The following is a 26,651-nucleotide window of genomic DNA, read 5'->3' on the forward strand; positions in this document are numbered from 1 at the left end:
GATCAGGCGCCGACGCGGCGCAGCAGACCCTCCTGCACGGCGCTGGCGATCTGCCGGCCGTCGGTGGTGAACATCCGGCCGGTGGCCAGCCCTCGCGCGCCGGACGCCGACGGGCTCCAGCAGTCGTAGAGGAACCACTCGTCGGCGCGGAACGGCCGGTGGAACCACAGCGCGTGGTCCAGGCTCGCGCCGACCACACCGCCCGGCCCCCACACCTCACCGTGCACGGAGAGCACCGAGTCGAGCAGGGTGAGGTCCGAGGCGTACGTGAGCGCGCACGCGTGCAGCAGCGGGTCGTCGGGCAGCTTGCCGTCGATGCGCATCCAGACCCGCTGGTGCGGGTCGGCCGGCCGGTCGCCGGGGCGGACCCAGCCGGGCTCCCCCACGTAGCGCACGTCGATCGGGCGGGGGATCTGCCCCCAGATGCCCAGACGCTCCGGGTAGCGGGAGAGCCGGTCGGACATCGTCGGCACGTCCTGCGGGGCAGGTACGTCCGGCGGCGCGGGGGCCTGGTGGTCCAACCCCTCCTCGGCCCGCTGGAACGACGCCGACATGAAGAAGATCGGCTTGTCGTGCTGGAGGGCGACCGCCCGGCGCACCGAGAAGGACCGGCCGTCGCGGATGTTCTCCACCTGGTACTCGATCGGCTCGACCGGGTCGCCGGGGCGGACGAAGTAGCCGTGCAGCGAGTGCACGAACCGCTCCGGGTCCACCGTGCGGCCGGCGGCGACCAGCGCCTGACCGGCAACCTGGCCGCCGTACACCCGTTGTGGGCCGACCGGGGGGCTCATCCCCCGGAAGGTCATCTCCCCGGTCGGGTCGAGGTCCAGCACTTCCAGCAGCTGGTCGACCGCTGCCTGGCCGACCGCGACCCGACCGTCGCTCACTGCAGCGCCCGCGCCGACGCCGCGTCGACCAGCGAGCCGAGCTGGTGGACGCGCAGAGTGTTGGTCGAGCCGGGGGTGCCGGGCGGGCTGCCCGCCACGATCACCACGTAGTCACCCGGGTTGGCCCGGTCGAGGCCGAGCAGCGCCTGGTCGACCTGGCGGAACATGTCGTCGGTGTGCTGCACGAACGGCATGAGGAAGGTCTCCACGCCCCAGGTCAGGGCGAGCTGGTCACGCACCTCGGGGACCGGGGTGAACGCCAGCAGCGGCAGGTCGCAGTGCAGGCGGGAGAGCCGCCGGACGGTGTCGCCGGTCTGCGAGAAGGCGACCAGCGCCTTGGCGTTGATGGCCCGGGCGATCGACGAGGCGGCCACGGTGAGCGCGCCGCCGTGGGTACGCGGGTCGTGCTGCAACCGCGGCACGCCGATCGAGCCGGCCTCGGTGGTCGTCACGATCTTGGCCATGGTGCTGACGGTGAGCACCGGATACTTGCCGACGCTGGTCTCGCCGGAGAGCATCACCGCGTCCGCGCCGTCGAGCACCGCGTTGGCCACGTCGGAGGCCTCCGCCCGGGTGGGGCGGGAATTCTCGATCATGGAGTCGAGCATCTGGGTGGCCACGATGACCGGCTTGGCGTTCTCCCGGCACAGCTGCACGGCCCGCTTCTGCACCAGCGGGACCTCGTCCAGCGGCATCTCCACGCCGAGGTCGCCACGGGCGACCATGACGCCGTCGAAGGCCAGCACGATGGCCTCCAGGTGATCCACGGCCTCCGGCTTCTCGACCTTGGCCAGCACCGGCCGGAACACGCCCTCCTCGGCCATGATGTTGTGGACGAGCTTGATGTCCTCGGCCGAGCGCACGAAGGACAGCGCGACCAGGTCGACGCCGAGCCCCAGGGAGAAGCGCAGGTCCTCGGCGTCCTTGTCCGACATGGCGGGCACGCTGACCGCCACGTTGGGCAGCGACACGCCCTTGTTGTTGGAGACCGGGCCGCCCTCGGTGACCAGGCAGCGGATGTCGTTGCCGGTGACGTCGGTGACCTCCACGGCGACCCGACCGTCGTCGATCAGCAGGCGGTCACCGGGCTTCACCTCCTGCGGCAGCTTGCGGTAGGTGCAGGAGACCCGCTCCTTGCTGCCGAGGATGTCGTCACCGGTGATCACGACGGAGTCGCCGGTGCGCCACTCGTGCGGGCCGTCGGCGAACCGGCCCAGCCGGATCTTGGGCCCCTGCAGGTCAGCGAGGACGGCTACCGGCTTGCCGGACGCCTCGGACGCCTCCCGGACCAGTCGGTAGACCGCCTCGTGGTCGGCGTGGCTGCCGTGGCTGAAGTTGAGCCTCGCCACGTTCATACCGGCCTCGACGAGGCCCCGGATGCGCTCCGGGGACGAGGTGGCGGGACCAAGAGTGCAGACGATCTTCGCGCGGCGTGTCACGCCCATCAGGCTAGTCTCTCCTTCAGGTCGGACTCGGGGCCGACCCCTTGCAGGCAGCGGAACAGGTGTCCAACAACGCGCGGTGCGCGTCGGACCGGCGGGCGGAGCCGCACCGGGAACGTTGTGGCGACGGGCAACGGCGACCGCGCGCCGGGAATCGTACGCCTGTCGCGGCGGGCGGTGTCGGGGCGCTCCCGGCGCACGCTCACTCCGGGTGCTCCGACGGGGGCAGCGTGGGCACGGCGGTGAGCAGGTCACGAGGGTCGTAGTGCCGCTTGGCCCGGCGCAGACGCGACCAGTTCGCGCCGTACGCCAGCCGGACCCGTTCGGTCTCGGTCGGGGCGAGCAGGTTCGGATAGCCCCCGGGCAGGGCGAGCGGGGCGAGCGCCGCCGACGTCTGCTCGGCCCACGCGAGGTGCGGTGCGGCCTCCCCGCCGGGCGCCCACACCGCGATGATCTCGGTCAGCAGGTGCTCGGCGCGCAGACCGAACGCCGTGTCGCCGAGCCGGACCCGGGTGGCCGCGCCGTGGAAGTGGTGCAGGGCCAGCGCGGAGAACGGCGAAGTGACCTGCCGGGCGGCGTCGACCAGCGCGTCCACCGCGCCGTCGGCGAGCGGTGGCAGCCAGCGGGTACGCAGCAGGTAGTGGTTTCCGTCGACCATCCCGCCGTCGAACATCCGCAACGCGTCCGCGTACGGCAGCGGGTCGACCTGGTCGACCAGCGGGGTGCCCAGCGCCCGCAGCCGGTCCAGCCACGGGCGGCCGGCGTCCAGGTCCGGGCCGCTGTAGAAGGGGCACACGAAGACCACCGGTTCGCCGGCCGGGCCGGGCAGGAACCCGGCCATGACGGTCAACTCGTCCGGGGCGTCGGCGAGCAGCGCCGCGTAGCCGCGCAGCACGACCGGCGCCTCGGCCAGCGCGAACATGATCATGCCAGCGAGCACGGCGGGCAGCCGGTGCGCCCGGTACCGCAGCTCGGTGACCACGCCGACGTTGCCACCGCCGCCGCGCAGCGCCCAGTACAACTCCGCGTCGTGGCGTGGGTCGGCGGTGACCCGACGACCGTCGGCGAGGACGACCTCCGCGCCGAGCAGGTTGTCCAGGGCCAGGCCGAACCGCCCGCAGAGCGGGCCGTACCCGCCGGCCAGGGTCAGCCCGGCCATGCCCACGTCGCGGACCACACCCGTGGGCACCACCAGGTCGTACGGGGCGGCGGCGGCGAGCAGGTCGGCGGCGCTGGCACCGCCGGCCACCGTCACCGTGCCCCGGTCCGGATCGACCCGGACGGTACGCAGGCCGGTCAGGTCGAGAACCAGGCCACCGTCGCGCAATGCCCGGCCGGCCCAGTCGTGCCCGCCGGAGCGGACCGACACCGGCAGGTGACACCGGGCGGCGACACGGATCGCCGCGGCCACCTCGTCGGCGTCCAGGCAGTGGGCGACCAGGGCGGGCGTACGGTCGACGGCGGCGTTCCACAGGCGGGTGGCGGTGTCGAACCCGGGTTCGCCCGGCTCGTGGAGGCGGCCACCGAGCAGGGCACGCAGCCGCGCGGCGGCGGACGCGACATCGGGGGTGGCGGCGGAGCTCATGGCGTCTCCTCGACCGGGCCCGGCCGATGACGCCGGGTGCGCCCCGACCGCGATCCTCGGTGCGCGCGACCGTAGCACCGGCGGACGCCGCAACGCCGTCACCATCACGACACCTGTCGCTGGACCGACCGTCAGCTCTGGGCCTTGACCAGCGGAAACTCCAACGAGCCGGCCGGGCAGAGGAAGGTCAACACGTCCACCCGGTAGAGGCCGGCCTGCACCGCGGGGTCGGCCTCCAGCACGCTGCGCACGTCGTCGACGCTGCCGGTGCGGGCCAGCCCGAAGCCGATCGGCGGCTCCGGCGTACGGGCCGGGCCGTCCACCGAGCCCGCGACCAGGATGATTCCGCTGCGCTGCAACGCCTGCATGTGCTCGGTGTGCTCGGCCTGCAACCGCTGCACGGTCTCCGGGGGCAGGGCCCGTCCGGCCGCGCCGGCATAGATCACGATGCACTCGTACGTGTCGAGCGCGAAGTCGACCTGCGGCACTCCCGCCATGGTGCTCCCTCCGCCGTCGCGCCGGCACGCACCGGCCCGGCCGCCCGAGCCGGCGTCACCGGCACGCGCCCAGCGTCGCACGCCGACGACGGCGGTACCGGTCGCTCCGCGCAACTGCCCCCGGTCAGTCCACGGGTCGACGGTGCCACGGCCACGGTCGGTGGTGGCGTGGCCGGGCGGCAGTCCGCCGCCCCGCCTGCCGGAATCCCCGGCCGGCGGCGACCCGGCACGTCGGTCGGCGCGGGTGCCGACACCGACTACGGTGGACGGTCCGGGTGTCGGTGGTGGGAGGTCGGGATGCGCGACGACGAGCCAGTGTCGAGCCCACTGTCGTACGCCGAGGTGACCGACGAGGCGTACGCCACGCAGGCCGCGGCGGGCTTCCGGCCGCAGGAATTCGAGTTCGCGGTGGTGCTCAGTGGGCGGTGCCCCCGGTGCGGCCACCCGAGCACCACGACGCTCGTCGACGAGGTGTACCGCAAGGACGCCGGGGCCCCGGATCCCGGTTACCGGACGCTGCTGTGCGAGTGCGAGGCCGAGCACCCGGGGCGTCCCGCCGGGATGCGCGGCTGTGGGGCGTACTGGACGCTGTGGCTGGAGGTCGAGGCGTGATCCGGCTTCGCCCGGGGCCGCCCGCGACCGTCGCCGACCTGCACCGCGCGCAGCAGCTGGCCGGCCTGCTGCGCGGCGAGCTGGAGCGCGTCCGCGCGGCGGCGGTGGCCTGGCGCAACGGACTGGGTGGCCTGCTGGTGGCGCTGGTCGGGTTCAGCCTGATCCGGGGTCGCACCGACGTGACCACGCTCGCGGCGGGCTGGGGCGCGCTGGTCGGGGTCCTGCTGCTCGCCGCGCTGGCCGCGGGCGTGGCCGGGGCGCTCGCGCTGCTCCGCGCGGCGCACGGCCGGTTGAGGGTGACCCCGGTGGCGGCTCTGCCGCCGGCCCCGCTCGGCGACCACCTGGAGGCCCTGGCGGCGGTCCGGTCCCTGCGGACCGGAGTGGGGCTGGTGCTGCTCTGCACCGCGTTGCTTGTCGCGGCCGTCGGCGTGACCTGGTACGCCCCCGCCCGCCCCGCCTCCCCGGCCGTCAGCTCCCCGGCCAACAGCTCCCCGGCGTCGACTCGCTAGCGCGCGGTGTGCCCAGCGCCCCGGGCCTGGCGGTCCGGCGGCGGATGGGTCGGCGGGCAGCGCTTCGGCGGTCAGCGGCACGGCATCCGCAGTCGCCACCCTGCCCGCGCGTCGCCCCGAGCCCGCTCGCCGAGCGCGGCGTGCGCCTGCGCGGACGCGTCGAGCAGGTCGGGCGGCCGTCAGGGGCCGAGGTGGGCGTAGCCGGCCCAGGTGTCCGGGTGATCCGGCAGGTCCTCGCGGAGGTGGCGGACCGCCGCGTGCAGGGCCACGGCCGCGCGGTCCGGCGCGATCCCTCCGGGCACTGACAATCCGTCGTAGAGGTCCTTGCAGAGCCGCACGGTCAGCGTGTCCGAGATGGACCACAGCGCGCCGATGACGTGCCGGAAGCCGACCAGTTGAAAGGCCGTACCGAGCGTGAGCGCCTCGTCGGGCAGGGCCGCCCCGCCGCGTACCGTCTCGCAGGCCGAGAGCACCGCCAGCGCCGCCGGGTTGCCGGCCGGCCGCCACAGGTCCCGGACGTGCAGCGCGCCGCCGGCCAGCTCCAGACGACCCCAGGCCGGGGCGCGCAGGTCCTGCGTGCCGTGACAGGACAGGTGGGCGACCGGCTGGTCGGGCAGGGCGGCGAGCACGGCCGCCGGGGTGGCCACCGAGCCGAGCAGTGAGCGGACCTGCGGCACGTGCTGACGGACGATCTTCTCCTCCCGCGCGACGCCGGACAGGTCGGCGAGGCCGGGCGTCTGGGGCATACCGACGAACACCGCCGAGTCGACCGGTTCGGGCCGGGCCGGGACGCCCCGGCGCGCGTGCGCCAGCGCCCGCAGCGACGCCGTGTACGACGGGACCACCCGGTCCAGCACCCCGTCGCCACCCTCGATCGGACCGGCCGCGTGCAGCGGCAGCAGGGTGAGCACCCCGGTGGGACACCACCACAACCGAGGCCACTCCCCCACCGACCCGCCCACGCCGGACCACGGCACGGCGGGCGGTTCGGCGTCCGCCGACGGCGGGGTGGACGGTTCGGCGTCCGCCGACGGCACGGCGGACGGTTCGGCGTCCGCCGACGGCACGGCGGACGGTTCGGCGTCCGCCGACGGCGGGGTGGGGAGAGGCCGGTCGAGTACGGGTGCGGCGACGACCCGCCACAGCCAGTCCAGTGTCTGGGCGACCTCGGCGCGGGCCGCCGATCGACGACGCTGCACCTGCGGCTGCGGGACGTCCGGCGCCGCCGGCCCGGTGAGCAGCGCGATCGCGGCCAGGAAGCTCGCCGTCCGGACGACCAGCTCGTCCAGGGTCAACTCCGGCAGCGGCACCACGCTGACCCGGCCCTCGGCGACGACCAGCGCGTCGCAGCGCCGGGCAGCCACGTTGACCAGCACCACCGGACCGTCGGCGGCGGCCCGGGCCAGCTCGTCGAAGGGCGGTGGACGGAGGAAGTCGGCGAAGCCGGGCCGGTCGCGGATCTCGGTCAGCAGCTGGCGACGGCGGGTGGCGAGGTCGTACCGCTGCTCCGGGGTCGGTCCGGCGGTCGCTGTCAGCCCCGCCGCCGATGCTGCCCCGGCCGGCGCGGGGAAGTCGTCGAGGGCGTCCTGGAGTTCGGCGAGGCGGGCGGCCAGCCGGGGGGCCTGCGCGCGCAGCGCGGCCAGGTCGGCGCCCGCGTCGTGGGCGCGGGTGAGCAGGACCCCGCGGCCGTACTCCAGCAGCTCGACCGCGCGCTCCGGGTTGTCGAGGGCGACGGCGACCGCCGCGGCGTCGCTGGCCAGCCCGGGGAAACGCCCGAGCAGGCGGGTCTGGTCGTCGGGGTCCATGCCGTGCCAGGCCACCAGATCGATCAGCTCGATCGCGGTGGCGTACCCGTCGAGCGCGGCCGGAAGGTCGCCGGCCTGGGCGACGTGCGCCGCGTACCTGCTGGCGGCCACCGCCCGCAACAGCGACGGGGCGGACTCGACGTCGGCGGCGGCGCGCAGCGCGGCCGCCGACTCGGCGAGCGCGGCGGAGCCGCCCACACCGGCGGTCGCCGTCGCGGCGGAGCCGGGATCGGAGGTGGCGGCATCGGCCACCGCCTCCAGGGCGGTGGCGAGATTGCTCAGACACATGGTGCGGGCCGGATGCTCGGGGGTCAGCTCGTCGACCGCTGCCCGGTACGCGGCCAGCATCGCGGTGGCGTCGGCGTGACCGGCGCGGTAGCGCAGCAGCAGGGCGTTGGCGAGGTTGGTGAGGATCCGGTAGCGGTCCGCGCCGAGCGACTGTCGCTCGCTCAGTCGCCGGAGCAGTCGAATCGCCGTGTCGAGCGCCGGCAGGTCGCCGTGCAGGCGGTGCCGCAGCAGGTGGGCCAGCGCGTGGGTGCCGAGCGTCTGGGCGTACTCGCTGGGGGTGGCCTCCTGTTCGGCCAGCTGGGCGGCCTCGCGCAGGGCGGCCACCGCGGCGTCGGAGTCCCGGGCGACGCCGGCCGCGACCTGGTCGGCCGGCTCGCCACCGGCGGGCAGCGCGCCGTCGAGGAAGAGTTCGACCCGGCGGTTCAGGGCGGCCCCGTAGTTGGTCAGCGCCGGCAACCGGTCCGGGTGCCCGGGTAGCGTCGTGTCGATCACCTGCGCCAGCACCTGGATCGCCTCGGTCAGGGTCGCCAGGTCCTGGGTCGAGGCGAACAGCGCCTGCAGCACCAGGCCCAGGTTCGAGCGGTACCGGGGCAGAGACGCGGCGTCCGGCCCGGCGGCGGCCACGGCCGAGCGCAGCGCGACCGCGGCCGGCTCCAGCAGCGCCGGCTCTCCGGCCAGGTCGGAGAGTTCGCGCAGGGTGTTGCCGAGGTTGTTGAGCACGTGGTGACGCAGCGGGTCGGTACGGGGAAGCAGGCGTTCCGCCTCGGTCAGCGCGTCCCGTGCGGCGCGCAGCGCGCTCACCCCGCCGAGGTCGGCGTGGCCGAGCGCGAGCGCGTAGCCGAGGTCGGCGAGCCGACGCGCTCGTTGGCCGGGGTCCCGGGCGGCGGCCACGCCGGCGCGCAGCACCCGTACCGCCTCGGTGACGTCGTCGGCCCGCCGCCGCAACTCGTACCGTGTCGCCAGCAGACCGGCCGTGGCGTGGCGCAGCTCCTCGCGATCCGTCCCGCCGGGTGTCGCTCCGGAACCGGCGGCGGCCCGGTACGCGTCGATCGCCGCGTCGAGGTCGACCGGATCGGCGGCGGCCTGGTGCCGGTCCGCGAGCAGGGTGGCGAGCCCGACCTGCGCGGTGCCGGCCAGCTCCGGGTCGAGCCCGCCGAACCCGGTCAGCGCCGACCGGTACGCCTCGATCGCGGAGTCCCGGTCGGCGGGCGTCCGGTCGCGCAGGAACCGCTCGGCGAGCGCCGCGCCGTGCAGCGCGGCGACCCGGGGATCGGCACTGCCCCGAGCCGCGGCGAAGGCGTCGATCGCCTCGTCGAGGTCACCCGGGCGCCGGTGCAGCCGCCACCGGTCGCGCAGCCGCTGGCCGAGGTTCATCCGCGCCATCGTGCGCACCGGCGTGCCCGTCGCGGCGGCCCGGACCGCGTCGCGCAGCACCGTGATCGACTCGTCCAGCGCAGCCGGGTCGCGGTCGACCTCGTACGTGTCGCCCAGGACGTTGCCGAGGTTGAACAGCCGCACGGGACGTTCCGGGTCCCCGAGGCCGGTGGCCTCCAGGCTCTCCCGGTGCGCCGTCACGGCCGCCGGGAGGGCCCTTCGTCGGCCGAGGTGCTGGAACTGGTCACGGTGGACCCTGCCGAGGGCGGACAGGTAGTGCAGCCGCTCCGGCGCACCGGCCGGCGTACCGTCGAGGGCCTGGCGCAGCAGCGATTCGGCCCGGTCGGCCGCTCGGTAGTCGCGGCTGGTCTCCGCGGCGGCCATCAGCATGACGGCCTCGACGTAGCGGGCGCCGGCGGCGTCGGCACCCGACCCGGCCGACCGCGGGCCGGACCGGGTCGGCGGCGCGTCGGCGTGTGGGCCGCCGCCGCTTGGCGGTCGGTGCGCGTGCAGCAGGGCCAGCATTGCCGGCGACACCCGCTGCGGGGCGAAGCGCAGCAGGAACTGGGTGAGCCCGAGCGCCTGGCCGAGGTCGTCGGCGTCCTCGCCCGGGGGCAGCAGTTGGTATCGGTACCAGTGCAGGCAGGCCAGGAGGAACACACCCTCGGCGACCCGCTCGGGCAGCGGCCCGTCCGTGGGCGTCGCGGTCACCAGGTCGACGACGGCCTCGGCGTCGCGGATCGCGCCGGAGTCGAGGACCGCCCGGTGGTCGCGGGTGGTGTCGAAGCGGTCCAGCCGCTCCCGCAGCCGACCGACCGGGTCGGGTCTGAACCGTCGCCACATCGCGCCTCCCCCGGCCGGCCGCACCGACTCGGATCAGGCGTAGCAGACCGGACAGGACGGGCGCTAGCGGCAGGACGACAGTGATCGCATGCTGCCGTGTCGGCGCACACAATCGGGCGAGCGGCGGCATGATGGCCGGCTCCCGGGGGATGATCACGAGGTGGTGGGTTGTCTGTCTTGCCTGCCGCGACGAAGACGATTGGGGATGCGCGTATGGCCACCGACATCAGCAAGCAGCCCGCGAAGGCGTCCGGTACGTACCGGATCGGGGGCGACGTCACGGTCAACCGGCTCGGTTACGGGGCGATGCAGATCACCGGGCCGGGTGTGTGGGGTGATCCGAAGGACCCGGCCGAGGCGCTGCGGGTGCTGCGCCGGGCGGTCGAGCTGGGCGTGACGTTCATCGACACCGCCGACTCGTACGGCCCGTTCGTGTCCGAGCTGCTGATCCGCGAGGCTCTGCACCCGTACGCCGACGACCTGGTCATCGCGACAAAGGCCGGGCTGACCCGCTCCGGCCCGGGCGACTGGCGTCCGGTGGGCCGGCCGGAGTACCTGCGTCAGCAGTGTGAGCTGAGCCTGCGTCACCTGGGTCTGGACAGCATCCCGCTCTACCAGCTGCACCGGATCGACCCGCAGGTGCCGCTGGCCGACCAGTTGGGTGAGCTGGCCCTGTTGCAGCAGGAGGGCAAGATCCGCCACATCGGGCTGTCCGAGGTGAGCGTCGAGCAGATCGAGCAGGCCCGCGCGATCACCACGATCGCCTCGGTGCAGAACCTCTACAACCTCGCCAACCGCAGCGCCGAGGACGTCCTGGAGTACTGCGAGCGCAACGACCTCGCGTTCATCCCGTGGTTCCCGATCGCCACCGGCGAGCTGGCCCGGCCGGGCGGCCCGCTGGACGCGATCTCCACCGAGCACGGCGCGACGCCCGCGCAGCTCGCGCTGGCCTGGCTGCTGCGCCGCTCGCCGGTGATGCTGCCGATCCCCGGCACGTCCTCGGTGGCGCACCTGGAGGAGAACGTGGCCGCGGCCGACGTGCGGCTCACCGACGACGAGTTCGAGGCGCTGACCAAGGCGAGCTGAGCGAGGCGAGTTGAGCGAGGCGAGTTGAGCGAGGCCGTGCGGGTGGTCCCGGCCGGGACCACCCGCACGGCTCTCAGAGCGCGAGGCAGTTGGGTCGCACCGGGCCGTCGGTCAGGGCGCCGCGCACGATGGTGTACGCGGTCCCGTCGAGCACCAGGCCGAGGTGCCCGACCACCCGCAGCGGGCAGTACGCCTGGATGAGGACGTTCGTCGCCCCGTCGTTGACGGCGGCGTTGCCGGTCGGACGGACCAGCTCGTCCTGCAGTGTGCGGACGGTGGTGTAGCGCACCGATCCCGGGGTGTCGTCCCCGGCGTTCAGGTCGGCGAGAAATGCGGAGCCGATGGTCATCTGTTGGCAGGCCACGATGCCGGCGCAGCTGCCGAGGCCGAGAAACGCCACGATGTTGGCGACGTAGGTGCCGTACTGGGGTGTGCCCAGACTGACGTACCGGCCGACGCTGGCGGTGCCGCCCAGGCTCTTGAGGTAGTAGCGGCTGACCAGGCCGCCCTCGGAGTGGGCGACGAGGTCGACGGTCGCCGCGCCGGTGCTGGCGCGCACCTGCTCCACGTAGCCGGCGAACGCGCGAGCCGAGGCGGGGATGTCACCGAGGCCCAGCCCGGGCAGCTGGTAGATGAAGGTGCGGTAGCCGTCGGCGCGCAGCCGGGCGGCGATGGGCTCGTACGCCACGGCGACGCCGCTGAGCCCGCCGACCACGATGACCGGGTTGGCCGCGGCAGCGGCAGCGAAGGCGGCGGTGGAAGCCGGGGCGGTGGAAGCCGGGGCGGTGGCAGCTGGGGCGGTGGCAGCTGGGGCGGTAGCAGCCGGGGCGGTGGGGGTGGCAGCGGTCGCGGCGCCGGCGGACGCCAGCAGCGCGGCGGTGGCCAGGGACACGACGAGGACGGTCTTTCGGAGCAGCATGGCTGCACCTCCGGGGGGAGGCACCCGGCGAACCGGGCAGGTGGGTGGGGGTGTCCGGTCGACCGTGCGACGATGATGCACGTCACAATTCAGAAACGTCAATGACTTGTTACGCGCCGGTAACCCGTTGTTCCACCGACGGCGCAAACCGGCAATTCGGTGCCGCTCCACAGCGGACACCCGCCGCTGTGCGCGTACCCCGCCCCGCGCGAGGGTCGCCGCCCGCGACCAGGCACACCGGGACCGGTGGCAGGCGCACGCCGAGTCGGTGGCCGAGGCCGCGCAGCGCCATCAGGACCAGCAGTCCGGCGCGGCCGAACGCGACGCGGCCGAACGCCGCCGGACCGAGCTCTACACCCGGGCCGTCGAGCTGCTCGGCAACGACAGCGCGGGCCGGTGGCCGGCGGGCATGGTGGTCAAACGGCTCGACGACGAGTGGCCGCTGCTCGTCGACCGCTGACGCGCGCTGAGCGCACGGTCGCGCTGACGCGGTCTCAGCGCACGGTCGCGCTGACGCGGTCTCAGCGGACGGTCGCGCTGACGCGGTCTCAGCGGACGGTCGCGCTGACGGGTCCTCAGCGGACGGTCGCGCGCAACCCGTCCAGGGCCACGCCGAGCACCCGGTCACGCTGCTCGGGTGCGGGGAACTGGGCCATCGTGAGACCGCTGATCAGGCGCACCACATCGTCGAAACCGACGTCGTCGCGCACCACGCCGGCGGCCTGGGCGCGGCGCATCAACGGCTCGCCGGCGGCGTAGATCTCCGTCCGGCAGCTGGCGAAGATCTCCGAGTCGTGCAGCAACTGCTCGGCGAGCGCGCGCTTCGTGGCGACGTACGCGACGAAGCGGTGCAGCCACGCGACCAGGGCGTCCCACGGAGGCAGCTCGGCCAGGTCGGCGGCGGAGCTGCTCAGCGCACGGACCTCCTCGACGTAGACGGCCTCGAACAGGTGCCGGCGGGTCGGGAAGTTGCGGTAGAGGGTGCCGATGCCCACCCCCGCCCGGCGGGCCACGTCCTCCAGGGAGGCGGCCGCGCCGTTCTCGGCGAACGCCTCGCGCGCCGCGGTGACCAGGGCGTCGTAGTTGCGCCGCGCGTCGGCCCGCTTGGGCCGCTGCGCGAAGACCTCGGGCATCTGCCCCGCGCTGGTCATGACGTGCGTCACCTCACCTTGGTTGCATCCGGAGGCACCCCTCCGCTAGCTTAGTGGAGGCACCCCTCCGGAAATGCCGGAGGGCAGCCTCCGCTTAGCTTACCCCGGGACCCGCCCGATCCGCCTGGCCACCCGATCGCCCGGACCCGACAGACCTGCCCGCCTCCGACGACGGGCGACAAACCTCCTTCCGTACCGCATCAGGAGTTTTCTCTCGTGTCAGTGACATCCCGACGCAGCTCGCGTCGGCTCACCTTCACCGTGCTCGCGGCCGGCGCCGGATTCTTCGCGATGCTCCAGTCGTTGATCACCCCGGTGCTGCCGACCATCCAGCAGGACCTGCACACCTCGCAGAACACCGTGACCTGGGTCCTGACCGCCTACCTGCTCTCCGCGTCGATCTTCACGCCGATCCTCGGACGGGTCGGCGACATGGTCGGCAAGGAGCGGATGCTTGTCGTCTCGCTCGCCGCCCTCGCCCTCGGCTGCCTGGTGGCCGCCATCGCGCCGAACATCGGCGTCCTCATCGTCGCCCGGGTCGTGCAGGGCATCGGCGGCGCGGTCTTCCCGCTGTCGTTCGGCATCATCCGCGACGAGTTCCCCGCCGCGCGGGTCGGAAGCGCCGTCGCCTCCATCTCGGCGATCGTCGCTGCGGGCGGTGGCCTCGGCGTCGTGCTCGCCGGCCCGATCGTGGCCGCGCTGGACTACCACTGGCTGTTCTGGATCCCGATGGTCGTGGTCGGGCTGACCGCCGTCGCCGCGCACCTGTTCGTGCCCGAGTCGCCGGTGCGAACCCCCGGTCGGATCGACTGGCGTGCCACCCTGCTGCTCTCCGGCTGGCTGATCGCGCTGCTCCTGCCGATCAGCCAGGGCGCGGCCTGGGGCTGGACCTCCACCCGGGTGCTCGGCCTGCTGGTGCTCGCCGTGGTGCTGCTCATCGGCTGGCTCGTCGCCGAGGTGCGCTCGACCAACCCGCTGATCGACATGCGGATGATGCGCCTGCCCGGCGTCTGGACCACCAACCTGGTCGCCCTGCTCTACGGCGCGTCGATGTTCTCCGTGTACGCGTTCCTTCCCCAGTTCGTGCAGACCCCGACCGCCGCCGGCTACGGCTTCGGCGCCAGCATCAGCCAGGCTGGCCTGCTCATGCTGCCGATGCTCGTCGCGATGTTCGTCGCCGGTCTCGTCGCCGGCCGGCTCCAGGCCGTGTTCAGCGCCAAGGCACAGCTCGCCACCGGCGCCGCGTTCAACGTGGCCGCCTCCGCGATGCTGGCCGCCGCGCACGACACCCGCTGGGAGGTCGCCATCGCCGGTGGGCTGGTCGGTCTCGGCATCGGCCTGGCGTTCGCGTCGATGGCCAACCTGATCGTCGGCAGCGTGCCCGCCAGCCAGACCGGCGTGGCGACCGGCATGAACGCCAACATCCGTACCATCGGCGGCGCGATCGGCGCGGCCATGGTCAGCGGCGTGATCACCGCCCACCCGCAGGCCAACGGCCTGCCCCGGGAGGCCGGTTTCACGACGGGGTTTCTCGTCCTCACCGCGATCGCCCTCGCCGCCGCGCTCGCGGCCCTGGCCGTCCCGTCCGCCCGGCGGGCGTCGGCCGGTCGCCGGCCGTCCACCGCGACGATCGTCGAGTCCGAGCTAGCCGGCGAGTTCGCCACCATGCCCGCGACCCGCTGAGGTTCGCTGGCAAGTCGGAGCCCGGGCGGTTCGCCGCCCGGGCTCCGGCCTGCTCGGGAGTACGCTGGCCGCTCCCCCATCCACCGTTCGTCGTCTTCAGGATGCGCCCATGTCCGAATTGCTGACCGCCGACCGCATCGAAGAGATCGGCGCCCTGGGCGTCAAGAGCCCGGACCCGGCCGCGCTGGTCGCCGAGCTGGTGAGCGCCGTCGACGAGGGACGCCTCGCCGACCCCGACGACATCGGGTACGCGCTGCTCGTCGCCGCCGACATCCTGGAGCAGGCCGGTGACCTGGCCGATGCCCTCGCCCTGGCCACCCGCGCCATCGCCGAACAGCCCGACGAGGACGCGTACGCCCGAGCGGTGCGCGGCGGTCTGCTGCTGCGCCTCGGCCGCTCGGACGAGGGCATGGCCGAGCTGACCGAGCTGCGTCCGCTGCTGGAGACCAACCCCAACGCGACCTACCTGGTCGACGAGCTGGCCGAATCCGGCCACACCGACCTGGCGCTGGAATGGCTGACCGGGGCGCTCGACACGATCCTGGAACGCACCCGGACCCAGCAGCACGAGTCCGAGGACGCGCAGGACGAGGCCGCGGCCATGATCTGCGGGCTGGCCCAGCGGCGGCACCACCTGCGCGAGGAGGTGGGCCTCCCGCACGACGAGTACGACAACCTCGCCGACCGGCTGCGCGCCGCGAGCACCCACGCCCTCGACGCTCTCGACGATGGCCCTGCGACGCTGCTGTACTGGCCGGAGGCCGAGTTCAACGCGTTGCTGATTCGCTGGCCCGCGCTTGTCGACAGCTACCCGAAGACGTGGGACGAGCACCGTACCCAGATCGAACGCGCGCTCGCCGACGCCGCCGGGCTGGGCGGCGCGGACCTGGGCGTGGTCGCCGGCGCCGTCGAGGGCCTGGCGGCGTTCGCCGGCAACGACCCCATCGACGAGGAAACCCTTGACGAGTACGCCGACAGCCTCGACGAGGTGGGTCTGACGTCCTGGCCGCCCGGCCGCAACGACGCCTGCTGGTGCGGGTCGGGCGCGAAGTACAAGAAATGCTGCCTGCCGCGCTCGCGAAGCTGATTCTTCCGTCGCTTTCCACCGCCTGCGACCATCGACCTGTCTGTCCGGGTCGACGGGGGTCGGAGTTCGCGTATGTGGGGTGTGGACGACGTCGTCGGCGCGTGGCTCGCGGGCAGGCCCACGGAGAACCTGGAACTCATCGGCCTGACCATGGTCTTCTGGGGACGCCTCGGCAAGTCGCTGCTCTACCTCGCCGGCCTCACCGTCGTCCTGGACCTGGCCGACCCCGACAATCTGCGAGCGCGGGGCCGGCAGACCATTGAGCGCGCACACAGGCTGTTGGGCCGGATGCGGCACAAGCGCCAGGTCGGTCGACTCGTAGGGATTCAGGAGGACGTTATCGTCGGCATCGTGCGGGTGGCCCACCGGTACGGGCGTTCTCTGGTCACCCAGCCTCCGGTGGCCGTTCCACCGGGGCTTCGGCTCGAACTCGGCCGTTACCGCGACTTTCACAGCGCGGTGATCGGGGCTCTGCCCACGAAGCACACCTGCCCGCACCAGCATGGTCTCTCCGTCTGCACGCAGCAGTTCGAGTATGCCGTGCGTCAGATCAACAATCTCATCGCCGAGCAACTGCCCGCCGAGGAGAGAGACCTGATCCGAGACGTGGAAGCATCCCGGAGGAGCATCTCCCCCCTGCTCATTTTTCTCGCCGCGGCGATCGGCGGCATCGGTGCTCTGAGCAGCATCAGCCGGGGCCGGGAGGGACAGTGGGTATTCGTGGGCCTCCTGGTGGTGAGCCTGCTCGCCTTCGTCGTCGCCGTCCTCCCCGGAATGCAGCTCCTGACCGCGGCGGCGGGCTACCGCGTCTGGGGCGCTCTGCTGTCCGGCTACGGAAGACTGCTCGACCAGACCCGACCACTGAGACTTCTCCGATGGGTGGCGGCCGTGCTCTTCGTCATCGGTGGCCTGTTCGACCTGCTGGCCTCGTGACGACTGCTTTGCCAGATCCTCGAAGTGGGCGGTGATGACGCACCGGTGGGAGCGGATGTGGCCGGCCCACGCGGGGCCCGCAACGCCGCTAGGCTCCAGTCGGAGGTGGCCCATGACCGAGACGGAGCGCCACGAGACGGTTGAGGACAGCCCGGTCGGATGGGTGGCCAAGCACATTCGGCGGTACGTGGAGACCGACGGCGCCGACGGCGGCACCTTCCAGGGCTACCCCGCGCTGCTGCTCACCACGCGGGGACGCCGCTCGGGCACACTCCGCCGCACCGCGTTGATCTATGGCCGCGACGGGGACGACCACCTGGTGGTGGCGTCCAACGGCGGTGCTGCCACGCACCCCGCCTGGTACCTGAACCTGAGCGCCGACCCGACGGTCGAGGTCCAGGTCGGCGCGGAACGGTTCGCGGGTCGCGCCCGGACGGCGACCGCCGAGGAGCGGGCCCGGCTGTGGCCGGTGATGACGAAGGTCTTCCCGACGTACGCCCGCTACCAGAAGGACACCGACCGGGAGATCCCGGTCATCGTCATCGAGCGGACGTCCCCGGAAGACTCTGCGATCGATTGATGCCCGTGAGCGCTGGCGAGGGCTACGGTGACCGCAGCCAAGCACCTACTCCGATAGGAGAGCCGCCGTGCGCCGCCTCACCACCACCATCGCGCTGCTCGGATTGTTCCTGTTCGCCCTGTTGACGCCGTCGCCGGCGAGCGCGGCGAGCACCGTCGAGGTCACGTCCGCGACCCTGGTCGCGAAAGGCGTCGCCGTGGACCTCACCCTCACCGTGACCTGCGACGCTGGCCTCTCCGGCGGCGCGGAACTGATCCTGCGCCAGCGCTCGGGCAACCGGGTGGCCTACGGATCGGGCTGGGCGCCCGTCAGCTGCACCGGCCAACCGCAGGCAGTGACCGGACGGGTGTACGCCGAAGGCGGCGGCTTCGCCTTCAACCGGGGCGTGGCGCTGGCCAGTGGATCCTCCGAGTTGTGCGAGCAGGAATACTGCGACTTCCTGCAGTTCAGCGACACGGTCAGTGTTACCCGTTGAGCATTACCCGCATGCGCGCGGCCAAGGATGGCCGACGGCTCACCCGCTCTTGCCGTATGCCTCGTCAACAAACTCGCTTCGGCATCAGGACAGCCATCACCCCGGCGACCAGACCGGGCCAGCCCTTGTGACGGCGCGTTTGGCAGCCACGATCAGCACCTCCGGCGCGACGACAACCGACACCTATGACGTTCCTTCAAGCAGGCCGCGAGATAGCGCATCCGCCCGCACGTCGAACAGCGGGATCAACTTGTTCGCTCGACGAACCTTCCACGCGCTCCATCCGTTGATGGCCGCTTTACCGGTGACCGTCGCGCCGGCCGGCGAGGGCGACTCGAAGAGCTCCCCGCTGTCCAACTCGATCTGGCCAGTCGCGCTGATGCGCGCCTTATAATCGGCCCGCTTATAGGTCAGGACCATCTCCTCGCCTGCGGTGAGAGCGCCAACGGCCACCAGCCGAGCCACCGTGATGCCACCAAAGTAGGCGCGAGTCCGTCTGGCCACGGCGGTCGGGACGCGTTGGCTGGGAACCGAGACAGTGACGTCGGGTTTCTCGGACGAGGTGGAGATGCCAACAGGCGGCAGGATGTAGCCGAGCCGCTTCGGGTCCCAGATGATCTCGCACAGTCGCTCGTATAGATGCTGCCGCATGTCGATGGCCGACACGTCGAAGCGGGAAACTGGATGGAAGAGTTTCTCCAGCTGGTATTTCTTGACGACACCCTCGGTAAATGGCCTGTTGCGCTCTCGGGTCATCTTGTGGAGTGAAGCGGCCAAATGGTTCTGACCGCGGTACCACTCCACCTTCTGCTCGTAGGGCGCAGCCTGGTAGCTGGCGTTGTGAGACTTTCGCAGCAATAGCAGCGCCCCGAGGCGGTTCCGCTGGACCCGGAACGCGGACTCGGTTTTAACCTCAGGCTGGTGCCGCTCGAACTTGTTGGCCCAGATGTGTTCGATCTCGAACGGCTCATCCGAGTCGACGTAGCGAACCATCTCATTGGGCCGACCACATCCTACTTCCACGAAGGCGGTAAGCCGGGCAAGTACATACCTGACCTGCGCCCGATTGTCCGGCCGAAGTCCATAGCGCTTGACTCCAGTGAAGTCAACATCCAGCTGAGCTATCCGCTGCCCGAGGGATTTGGATATTCGATCAATGTCACCACAGGTGCGTAGATCCAAAATTACCGGCATGACCTCGTCGCTCAAATCCTGAGGCTTACTGATGCGGTTATTCACCGCAAGCCGGACAAACACCAGGTCGAGATATGAGGCGACCAGGAACGCTTTCTCCCGGAATTGAGCGTCAGTATCGTCGGGATCGATCGCAGCCAGCAAGAACGGCATCTGGTCGATCTCGTTACTAGCATTGTAGAAAACGGGCTCCAGTCCTGGCTCCAAGACCTTTGTCGCCGCATTCAGCGCCGCATAACGCCGCGAAAGCTGCACCAAGTCGTGCTCGATGAAACGGGCGAAGTCCGGCGCATGCCTCAGATTCATACGGCGTGCCGCGTTTTCCTGCACCCACCCGTGAAAAGAGACGGCGATGTCTGCAACCTCATCGGCACTCTGGGCGTATCTACCAGTGAGGAGAGCTTGGATGAACTTCGCCGCCGCCTGTGGGGCGCGGTTGTCAATTCTCGTCAGGACTCTTGTCCAGGCATCACCGAGGCGAGGAAGATTGTCGCGATTGCGAGCGTTCCGCAGGAGGAAGCTCTTCAGCAGGTCAGCCGGGCCGAGCTGCACCCCTCGATCATTCATCGTCTCGAAGATTTCCCAACCCTGCCGGCGCTCAACAGCGTTGATCCCGACCAGGCACACGCGATTCAGCAACCAGTGGATGAAGAGAGGGAGAGCCTCGTCCCGGATCGACTCCGGTAGGAGATCGTTGAGTTCCTGACTACGCTCGTACAGGTTGACGACCGACGGGCTCGCCCCTGGCTGAACCTCGAACGGCTTGTCCTCGAAGATCGCCTCCAACACCGGCACTCGCTCATCGGACCGAATCGCATACGCGCGTTCCCCGTAAGATGTCCCGGCGATCAAGGGCTCTAGAGCGGCGATGTCGTTGTCATACTCGCTCCGGCCGGCCTCGATCGCTAGCCGCCGTAGATGCAAGAGCAACAGATGCAGCGTAGTAATCCGTTGCTGACCATCGACAAGCGCGGCGAGATCGTCATCCCGGTAATAAACGAACGGCCCAAGGAAGTACGGCCGGTAGTGGCGGACCTCGCGCCGGTGGTGACCGGGCATCCAGTCCTCCGCGAAGTGGCGGGTCAGATCGTCAATGAGCGCCTTGACGTCCTTGCGACCCCAACTGTACTCACGCTGGTACGGGTCGAGCCGGAACTGAAATTGACCGAAGAGCTGTTGAATCGTGAAGCCGTCACCTCGGATCGGCGCCTCGGGCACTCCACCACCTCCACCAAGTCAGGCCGCTACAGTGTGGACAGTCAGTTGTCGTTCGGGTTCGTGCGGGAGGCACTGAGCGCATCGGCTATCGCCGCAAACTCACGCAGCGCCGCCTCCAGGTCCTCGACGATCTCCTGCGCGATGACTTCTGGCGGCAGCAGAGCATCGGCGTCCTCCAGGGACGCGTCCTTAAGCCAGGTGATGTCGAGGTTCACCTTGTCGCGGGCGATCAACTCCTCGTAGGAGAAGGCCCGGAACCGCTCGGTCTCGACCCGCTCGACGCGATCCTTGCCGGGCAGGTAGCAGTCGACGAAATCCTCGAGATGTTCACGACGCAGCGGGTTCTGCTTCAGCGTGAAGTGCTGGTTGGTGCGGAAGTCGTACACCCAGAGCTTTTGGGTCCACGGGTCTTCGCGGGCGCGCTTGCGCTCGAAGAAGAGCACGTTGGCCTTCACCCCGCCGGCGTAGAAGATGCCGGTGGGCAGGCGCAGCATCGTGTGCAGGTCGTACTGCTTGAGCAGCCTGCGACGGATGGTCTCTCCCGCACCACCCTCGAACAGCACGTTGTCCGGCAGGACGACCGCGGCCCGACCGTCGATCTCCAGCAAAGAGGCGATGTGCTGGACGAAGTTGAGCTGCTTGTTCGCGGTGGTGGCCCAGAAGTCGTTCCGCTCGATCTCCCTCTCCTCGCGGGTGGAGCGGCCATCCTCGCCGACCATCCGGATCGACGAGCTGCGGCCGAACGGCGGGTTCGCGAGGACCAGGCTGTAGCGGCGGTCGGGCTCCTTTCCGAGCGCGTCCCTGATCGCGATCAGGGAGTCACCGCTGGGGGTACCGATGCCGTGCAGCAGCATGTTCATTGCCGCCAGGCGGGCGGTGCCGTCGACCAACTCGGTGCCGGTGATCGCGCCGTTAGCGAGTCGCCGCCGCTGGTCCGGGGTCAAGTCACTGCCGTGGTGCCGTTGGATGAAGTCGAACGCGGCGAGCAGGAAGCCGCCGGTCCCGCAGGCCGGATCGGTGATGGTGTCGTCGGGCGTGGGCTGCATGCAGTCGACCATGGCGGCGGTCAGCGCACGCGGGGTGAAGTACTGCCCCGCACCCGACTTTGCATCCTCGGCGCCCTTGGCCAGCAACTCCTCGTAGGCGTCACCCTTGACGTCGACCCCCGCCTGCGACCACTGCTCCTTGTCGATCAGGTCGACGATCAGCCGCTTGAGCTTCGCCGGATCCTGGATCTTGTTCTGCGCTTTTCGGAAGATCGTGCCGAGCGTGCCGCCCTCTCGGGCCAGGCCGGTGAGGATGTGCCGGTACTGCACCTCGAGGGCGTCCCCCTCGGCGTCGAGCAGCGTCTGCCAGCTCAACTCGTCGGGCACGATCTGCTCGGGGCGGATCTGCCGGTTGGCCCGTTCGTCAGCCATCTTGAGGAAAAGCAGGAAGGTCAACTGCTCGACGTAGTCGATGGTCGAGACGCCGTCGTCGCGCAGCACGTCGCAGTAGTTCCACAGCTTTTGCACCAGCCGGCGCGAATCCACAGTGCTCACAGCGGCAGCGCCCCCTGCTCGTAGACGTCGCCGATCACCCTGGTTGGCGGAGCCGCCAGCTCTTTTTGGCTCCGCCGAGAGCGCCTGCTCTGCTTCGGCGGAGCGGCTACCCGTCCAGCCCGGATACGCGCCAACAACTCGAATGCGGGCTCGTCAGTGGGGTCCTGCGGGACCAGCCGCCCCGAGAACGCCTCCAACAACAGTGACGCGCGCAGGGCGGACGCGTGGCGTTCAGCCTGGTCAACCGCTGCTGCAAGACGATCAACCCCCGCTAGCGCTACCTTTGCCTGATCGACCATCGACCTCTGCTCGACGAGCGGGGGGACCGGGAACTCGATCGCTTTGAAGCGACCAGCGGAAAGGTGCGCAATATTCGTAGTGATCCGAACCTCTTGTGAAAATCGGCCCGCGTGCATGTGACGACGGAAGACGAGCAACGCCCATTCCGGGTCGATGCCCTCCCCCACTCGAAAACGCAGCAGACTGTTGGTGAATGCGACCTCCGCAGGCGTTCCACGGTACATGGCTGGCCGGCCCAACAATTCAGGACTCTGACCCTCGTTAAGGAGGATGTCCCCGTCCCGAAGCTGGAACTTCTCGAATACCGGCGGGGGGAAGTCCATCTCCATCACGTCAGTGGTGTCGATCCGATCCTCGAAGACGTTCGCGACGCGGAGGTAGGGCCGCATGTTTGGCCCCCGGTGCCAGTCGGGATGCCGCTGTCGGCCGAGGTCCACCGATCCGGCTTCCCCCACCGAGCAACTCAGCCAGCCGTCGCGCCCCTGCATAGGCACCGATTCGATCAGGACTCTCTTCTTAAGCTGTCTGAGTCGACGGCTCGCCGTTCGCGCCAACGCCGCAGCCACCTCCAGACGCGAGAGGTGGCCGTCGAGGGCGGCGACGATGCGGCGTTGTTCGGCGAGCGGCGGCAGTGGTAGTCGTACCGACTTCAGCTTTCCGGTGCTCAGGGTGTAGAGCCCACTTGTGGAGCCCGCGACTTCACGAAGGTGGCGCGCCACAAGAGGCGAGTTCCAGACCAGCTCGAGAAAGTCGTGCAGAAGCACAACTGTCGGACGGACACGGATCAAGTGATTCTGATGCACGCAATTATCGATGCTGCCGTCCCAGGTTGCCGCCCGACCAATCTGATCAGGGCTGCCGTTCCCCTCGACGACAAGCAGGTCCCCGCGCCGCAACTCGAACCGCTCTAGCTCACCATCGAACAACTCAACCTCGTGCACATCAGCAAGGTCGAGCTTGCCCCTATGTACATTGGCCACCCGTAGGAACGGGTACTTGTTCAGCACCGGACGCCGTTTAGCCTGCTTCTGAATTCCGCCTTGGATGTCTGCAACCTCGGCGAGATCGGCCCAGGCCCATCCCGCCGGTAAGTCGGTCACGCGGAGAGCTCCTGGTTCAGTTCATTGAGCAGCGGCTCAGCGCGCTTACCCAAGGCGCCAGCGAACCCGTCGATCCCGCCCCGCTCGCTGAACGGCGCGCCCTCCAGGTCATCCGGGGTGATCTCCACGCTGACCGCTATCACGTCCTTGATCCTCTCCAGCCACCACGTCTGATCGGCAGTGAACGTAGCGCCCGCCTGCTCCTGCCGGAGCAGCCACCCACGGAAGCGCTCCTCGACGAGGCTGCGGTACGGGCGCAGCTCCTGATCGAGCCCCAACTCATATCGGATGAGGCTGACAAGATCCGTCACTCCCCTACTGCCCGACGTCTCGGCGGTGCGGCCGAGCAGCACGTACGACTTCCACAGCGACTCGGGCGTCCACGCCTGCGGCGGCCGGGCGATCCGCGCGGCCAGTTCCTTGAGCTGGTCGTACCCGACTCTCCCCCGCCCCTCGTAGAAGACCTGCAACGCGGTGATCTCGTCGCGGTGCTGCTCCAGGTAGTCGTGCCAGCTCTTCACGGTGACCTGGGCGCGTTCCTCGGGCGGCACGCCGGCCGCCGAGATCAGCTTGTCGGCGTTCACCTCGTCGATGGTGATGTCATGCGCGCGGCGGATTTCCAGGATGCGCTCGCGCAGCGCCGGGTTCGCGGCAAGCGGGCGCAGCGCGTCGGCCAGCAGGTCGCGTACGGCGTCCGGCCCGGCTTCCTTGGCTGGATTGAGCTGCTCGGGGGCGACCGCGTCGACCAGGCCCCGCACGATGCCGGTGAGCGGCTGGTCGGCGAGGTCGGCCAGTTCCGCGCGCTCGTCGTCGGTCAACTGCTGCTCCAGCCTTGCCAGCCGGGCGGCCAGGGTGGCTACCTCGTCTGAGTCGGCGGTCAGGGTGCCGGCTTTCTTGAGCAGGTCGCGCAGGGAGATCTGCCGTTCGGTGTGTCGTTGCAGCGGCACCGCCTCGTCCAGGTCGACTTCGGTGACGCCCACCGCGTCCACGATCACGAACCGGTCCTTCACCTCGGCGTCCGGGGTGACGGCCTGGAATTCGGCGGCGTCGATGGTGCGGGCGCCACGGCCCTTCATCTGCTCGAAGTAGGTGGCGCTGCGCACCGGCCGGAGGAAGAAGACGCACTCGAGCGGGCGTACGTCGGTGCCGGTGGCGATCATGTCGACGGTCACCGCGATGCGCAACTCTGGGCTGTTGCGGAACGCCTGGATGAGGGTGTCGGGGTTGTCGCCGCCCCTGCGAGAGGCGTACGTGATCTTTGCGGCGAAGTCGTTGCCCCGCCCGAAGACCACCCGGACCATCTGCACGATCTCCTCGGCGTGGTTGTCGTCCCGCGCGAAGATCAGCGTCTTGGGCACGGTCGTCCGCCCAGGGAAGATCTCCGTGAACAGCTTCTCCCGGAAGGTCTCCAGCACCAGCTTGAGCTGCCCCTTGGAGATGACCGACCGGCCGACCTGACTGCCGCCGTACGTAAAGTCGTCTTCCAACTCCTGGTAGCGCTCGGCCCGGGTGCGGCGGTCGCGCAGCGGTACGACGGTGCCGGCCTCGATGTCTGCGCCCTTCTCGGTGATCTCGGTCTTGATGCGGTACACGTCGAAGCTGACGTTCACGCCGTCGGCGACCGCCTGCTCGTAGGTGTACTCGGAGACCAGGTTCTGCTGAAAGAAGCCCAACGTCTGCTTGACCGGCGTCGCGGTCAGCCCGACCACGAAGGCGTCGAAGTACTCGATGACGCCCCGCCACTTGCCGTAGATCGAGCGGTGGCACTCATCGACCACGATCAGGTCGAACGTCTCCGGCGGGAGCTGTCGGTTGTACACAACCTCGGCCGGTTCGTCCCGCTCGTAGTCGTCGTACGCCCGGTCGTCGAGGTCGGGGTCCGGCAGCTCGTCGCCGCGCAGCGCGCCGTAGAGCCGCTGGATGGTGGAGATGACCACGGCGGAGGAGTCGAGCATGCCGGCGCCGGACAGCCGGTCCACGTTGTGCAGCTCGGTGAACTTCCGTCCGTCGTCCGGGGTCTGATAGCCCGCGTACTCCCGCAGGGTCTGCTTGCCGAGGTTGTTCCGGTCGACGAGGAACAGGATCCGAGTGGCGCGAGCGTGCTTGAGCAGCCGGTAGCTGCTGGTGACCGCGGTGAACGTCTTGCCGGCACCCGTCGCCATCTGGATCAGCGAGCGCGGCCGATCCTCGGCGAGCGAACGCTCCAAACCGTCGATGGCGTCCACCTGGGCGGGCCGCAGACCGAGGCGGTCCAGCGCCGGCATCCGACGCAGCCGCGCGCGCAACGTCGGTGCCGCCGGGTCGTCGTCGGCCTCCCGCATCCACCGCGCGAACGTCTCGGGCCGGTGAAAGGCAAAGACCTCACGGGTACGCGGGAACGGGTCGAGCCGGTTGACGAAAGCCGTCTCGGTGCCCGTGGCGACGTAGCCGAAGGGAAGCGGGTCGTCCCGATGCCACGCGGCGAGTTTCTGCGCGGGAGTGAGCCCGTTGAGGTAGCGGTCGAGCTGTGCCTCCACGCCGCGCGGCGCGGTCCCCTCCCGCTTGGCCTCGATCACCCCAACCAGCCGCTGGTTGACGTAGAGCAGGTAATCGGCCCGGCCGGTTGCCAGGGTCACCTCGCGGACCGCGACGCCGGTGCCCGCGTACAGATTGATCTGGCTCTCGTCCTGGACGATCCAACCGGCCGCGCCCAACTGCTGGTCGATCTCGACCCGGGTCTGCATCTCGTTGAGCGGTTCGTGTGAGGCACGACGCGCGCGGGCGATGAACTCCTCTCGGCGAGCGGCCGAGACCTTCGGCGTTCCCTTGCTGTCGAGCGCCGCCTGCTCGGCTTCGGCGGACGGTGCCAAGCTCGCCACCAGGGCCGCAGCCTTGTCACGACGGGCATCGGCGTCACGAACGGCACGATCCGCAGCGACCATCGCATCGGCCTGGGCCTGCGCCAGCGACGCCTTGCCCTCCAGCAGGAGCTTGGTCTGGGCCAGTTCGTCCTTGTAGCGCTGAATCTCCGCCTGGAGCCCGTCCGCGATGCCCTGCGACACCTGGCGGGGCGGCGGAGAAGGCGGCACGAACCCGAGCGGAGTCCTGTCGCCGGTCAACGCCCGGTGGAACCAGACGCCCAGCTCGAAGCAGGTGCGCAGCATGTCGAGCGCCGCACGTACCTCACCCAGATGATCGTGTACGGCCTTGTTGCCCTGGTCACGAAGGCGGTCGAACGCGTGGTAGGTCTCCGCGACCAGCGTGCCGTCGCCATACAGCGCTTGGACCCGGTGATAGAAGTCGTTCTTCTGCGGCTTCGCACCGGTGCGGCGAACGAGGTCCTTGGCCAACTCGTCACCGAAGGCACGGATCTTGAACATCGCGGCCTGGGCGTCGACATAGACGAGCAGCTCAGCGCCCGCGCCGTACCAAACCAGAAGCGGATGCTCCTTGAGGAACCCGAAGTTGGCGGACTGCTCTGCGAGACGTCGTACCTGTCGAGGATCCACGACACTCCACGTGGCTAGCCTGCGGTGAACACGCCAGGATAGGGAAGATCACCG

20 protein-coding genes are annotated in these 26,651 nt (G+C 70.5%); 9 read left to right on the forward strand and 11 right to left on the reverse strand.

The genetic code is table 11. The annotated features are described in order from the left end of the window. Positions 1–2 precede the first annotated feature (2 nt). The 4 genes from ABZT87_RS09495 to ABZT87_RS09510 all read right to left on the reverse strand — a co-directional run bounded on the left by ABZT87_RS09495 (position 3) and on the right by ABZT87_RS09510 (position 4,411). Positions 3–887: an acyl-CoA thioesterase II gene (locus ABZT87_RS09495; protein WP_354862521.1), complete on the reverse strand. Its 885-nt coding sequence runs from the start codon at positions 885–887 to the stop codon at positions 3–5. After that, positions 884–2,332, reverse strand: coding sequence for a pyruvate kinase (gene pyk, locus ABZT87_RS09500; RefSeq protein WP_354862523.1), 1,449 nt, complete (start codon positions 2,330–2,332; stop codon positions 884–886). The genes ABZT87_RS09495 and pyk overlap by 4 nt, the downstream gene beginning before the upstream one ends. 199 nt (positions 2,333–2,531) lie before the next feature. Next, a complete protein-coding gene (locus ABZT87_RS09505; protein WP_355134756.1) occupies positions 2,532–3,914 on the reverse strand; it encodes an FAD-binding protein in 1,383 nt (460 codons plus the stop codon). A 131-nt stretch (positions 3,915–4,045) separates the two neighbouring features. Continuing rightward, positions 4,046–4,411 (reverse strand): YciI family protein, encoded by a 366-nt coding sequence (locus ABZT87_RS09510; protein ID WP_355134758.1) that lies wholly within the window; start codon positions 4,409–4,411, stop codon positions 4,046–4,048. 297 nt (positions 4,412–4,708) lie between these two features. Here ABZT87_RS09510 and ABZT87_RS09515 point away from each other — a divergent pair, with 297 nt between their 5' ends. Continuing rightward, positions 4,709–5,023, forward strand: coding sequence for a hypothetical protein (locus tag ABZT87_RS09515; RefSeq protein WP_355068174.1), 315 nt, complete (start codon positions 4,709–4,711; stop codon positions 5,021–5,023). After that, on the forward strand, positions 5,020–5,532 hold the full coding sequence (locus tag ABZT87_RS09520; RefSeq protein WP_354862530.1) for a hypothetical protein: 513 nt from the start codon (positions 5,020–5,022) through the stop codon (positions 5,530–5,532). Before ABZT87_RS09515 ends, ABZT87_RS09520 begins: the two co-directional genes overlap by 4 nt. A 179-nt stretch (positions 5,533–5,711) precedes the next feature. On the opposite strand, the gene ABZT87_RS09525 is transcribed toward ABZT87_RS09520, so the two are convergent. Continuing rightward, positions 5,712–9,842 (reverse strand): CHAT domain-containing protein, encoded by a 4,131-nt coding sequence (locus ABZT87_RS09525; RefSeq protein WP_355134760.1) that lies wholly within the window; start codon positions 9,840–9,842, stop codon positions 5,712–5,714. 213 nt (positions 9,843–10,055) lie between these two features. On the opposite strand from ABZT87_RS09525, the gene ABZT87_RS09530 reads away from it, so the two are divergent. Beyond that, entirely contained in the window at positions 10,056–10,928 is an 873-nt protein-coding gene (locus ABZT87_RS09530) for an aldo/keto reductase (RefSeq protein WP_354862534.1), read from the forward strand. Between the two features lie 73 nt (positions 10,929–11,001). On the opposite strand, the gene ABZT87_RS09535 is transcribed toward ABZT87_RS09530, so the two are convergent. Then, positions 11,002–11,847 (reverse strand): alpha/beta fold hydrolase, encoded by an 846-nt coding sequence (locus tag ABZT87_RS09535; protein ID WP_355134762.1) that lies wholly within the window; start codon positions 11,845–11,847, stop codon positions 11,002–11,004. 268 nt (positions 11,848–12,115) lie between these two features. Here ABZT87_RS09535 and ABZT87_RS09540 point away from each other — a divergent pair, with 268 nt between their 5' ends. Then, positions 12,116–12,307 carry a hypothetical protein gene (locus ABZT87_RS09540; RefSeq protein ID WP_355134764.1) on the forward strand — a complete coding sequence of 64 codons (192 nt, stop codon included), beginning with the start codon at positions 12,116–12,118 and terminating at the stop codon, positions 12,305–12,307. A 115-nt stretch (positions 12,308–12,422) separates the two neighbouring features. Here the strand turns inward: ABZT87_RS09540 and ABZT87_RS09545 are convergent, their stop codons facing one another. Further along, positions 12,423–12,998, reverse strand: a complete 576-nt coding sequence (locus ABZT87_RS09545) for a helix-turn-helix domain-containing protein (protein WP_355134766.1) — start codon at positions 12,996–12,998, stop codon at positions 12,423–12,425. A 216-nt stretch (positions 12,999–13,214) separates the two neighbouring features. Between ABZT87_RS09545 and ABZT87_RS09550 the strand changes: the two genes are divergently transcribed. From ABZT87_RS09550 to ABZT87_RS09570, 5 genes are all read left to right on the forward strand, one after another. Next, positions 13,215–14,681, forward strand: a complete 1,467-nt coding sequence (locus ABZT87_RS09550; protein WP_355134767.1) for an MFS transporter — start codon at positions 13,215–13,217, stop codon at positions 14,679–14,681. A 109-nt stretch (positions 14,682–14,790) separates the two neighbouring features. Then, on the forward strand, positions 14,791–15,768 hold the full coding sequence (locus ABZT87_RS09555; RefSeq protein WP_355134769.1) for an SEC-C domain-containing protein: 978 nt from the start codon (positions 14,791–14,793) through the stop codon (positions 15,766–15,768). Between the two features lie 81 nt (positions 15,769–15,849). Continuing rightward, complete coding sequence (locus ABZT87_RS09560; RefSeq protein WP_355134771.1) at positions 15,850–16,701, forward strand: hypothetical protein; 852 nt, start codon at positions 15,850–15,852, stop codon at positions 16,699–16,701. A 112-nt stretch (positions 16,702–16,813) separates the two neighbouring features. Then, the gene (locus tag ABZT87_RS09565) at positions 16,814–17,281 is read left to right on the forward strand and encodes a nitroreductase family deazaflavin-dependent oxidoreductase (RefSeq protein WP_355134773.1); all 468 of its coding nucleotides are present in this window, start codon (positions 16,814–16,816) and stop codon (positions 17,279–17,281) included. 67 nt (positions 17,282–17,348) lie between these two features. Then, entirely contained in the window at positions 17,349–17,756 is a 408-nt protein-coding gene (locus ABZT87_RS09570) for a hypothetical protein (protein ID WP_355134775.1), read from the forward strand. A 183-nt stretch (positions 17,757–17,939) separates the two neighbouring features. On the opposite strand, the gene ABZT87_RS09575 is transcribed toward ABZT87_RS09570, so the two are convergent. The 4 genes from ABZT87_RS09575 to ABZT87_RS09590 are packed head-to-tail and all read right to left on the reverse strand — an operon-like array spanning position 17,940 to position 26,597. Continuing rightward, positions 17,940–20,168, reverse strand: a complete 2,229-nt coding sequence (locus ABZT87_RS09575; protein WP_355134777.1) for a DUF262 domain-containing protein — start codon at positions 20,166–20,168, stop codon at positions 17,940–17,942. A gap of 41 nt (positions 20,169–20,209) precedes the next feature. Continuing rightward, positions 20,210–21,709 carry a class I SAM-dependent DNA methyltransferase gene (locus ABZT87_RS09580; protein ID WP_355134779.1) on the reverse strand — a complete coding sequence of 500 codons (1,500 nt, stop codon included), beginning with the start codon at positions 21,707–21,709 and terminating at the stop codon, positions 20,210–20,212. After that, on the reverse strand, positions 21,706–23,109 hold the full coding sequence (locus tag ABZT87_RS09585; RefSeq protein ID WP_355134781.1) for a restriction endonuclease subunit S: 1,404 nt from the start codon (positions 23,107–23,109) through the stop codon (positions 21,706–21,708). The genes ABZT87_RS09580 and ABZT87_RS09585 overlap by 4 nt, the downstream gene beginning before the upstream one ends. Next, positions 23,106–26,597 carry a DEAD/DEAH box helicase family protein gene (locus ABZT87_RS09590; protein ID WP_355134783.1) on the reverse strand — a complete coding sequence of 1,164 codons (3,492 nt, stop codon included), beginning with the start codon at positions 26,595–26,597 and terminating at the stop codon, positions 23,106–23,108. Before ABZT87_RS09590 ends, ABZT87_RS09585 begins: the two co-directional genes overlap by 4 nt. Positions 26,598–26,651 lie beyond the last annotated feature (54 nt).

Origin of the sequence: Micromonospora sp. NPDC005237, from assembly GCF_040607775.1 — a bacterium.
Taxonomy (GTDB): Bacteria; Actinomycetota; Actinomycetes; order Mycobacteriales; family Micromonosporaceae; genus Micromonospora.

Excerpts from the sequence above, each read along its gene's own strand:
- ABZT87_RS09505 (WP_355134756.1), bottom strand. The coding sequence starts at position 3,914 with ATGAGCTCCGCCGCCACCCCCGATGTCGCGTCCGCCGCCGCGCGGCTG.
- ABZT87_RS09525 (WP_355134760.1), bottom strand. The coding sequence starts at position 9,842 with ATGTGGCGACGGTTCAGACCCGACCCGGTCGGTCGGCTGCGGGAGCGG.
- ABZT87_RS09555 (WP_355134769.1), top strand. The coding sequence starts at position 14,791 with ATGTCCGAATTGCTGACCGCCGACCGCATCGAAGAGATCGGCGCCCTG.
- ABZT87_RS09545 (WP_355134766.1), bottom strand. The coding sequence starts at position 12,998 with ATGACCAGCGCGGGGCAGATGCCCGAGGTCTTCGCGCAGCGGCCCAAG.
- pyk (WP_354862523.1), bottom strand. The coding sequence starts at position 2,332 with ATGGGCGTGACACGCCGCGCGAAGATCGTCTGCACTCTTGGTCCCGCC.
- ABZT87_RS09515 (WP_355068174.1), top strand. The coding sequence starts at position 4,709 with ATGCGCGACGACGAGCCAGTGTCGAGCCCACTGTCGTACGCCGAGGTG.
- ABZT87_RS09535 (WP_355134762.1), bottom strand. The coding sequence starts at position 11,847 with ATGCTGCTCCGAAAGACCGTCCTCGTCGTGTCCCTGGCCACCGCCGCG.
- ABZT87_RS09510 (WP_355134758.1), bottom strand. The coding sequence starts at position 4,411 with ATGGCGGGAGTGCCGCAGGTCGACTTCGCGCTCGACACGTACGAGTGC.
- ABZT87_RS09565 (WP_355134773.1), top strand. The coding sequence starts at position 16,814 with ATGACCGAGACGGAGCGCCACGAGACGGTTGAGGACAGCCCGGTCGGA.
- ABZT87_RS09530 (WP_354862534.1), top strand. The coding sequence starts at position 10,056 with ATGGCCACCGACATCAGCAAGCAGCCCGCGAAGGCGTCCGGTACGTAC.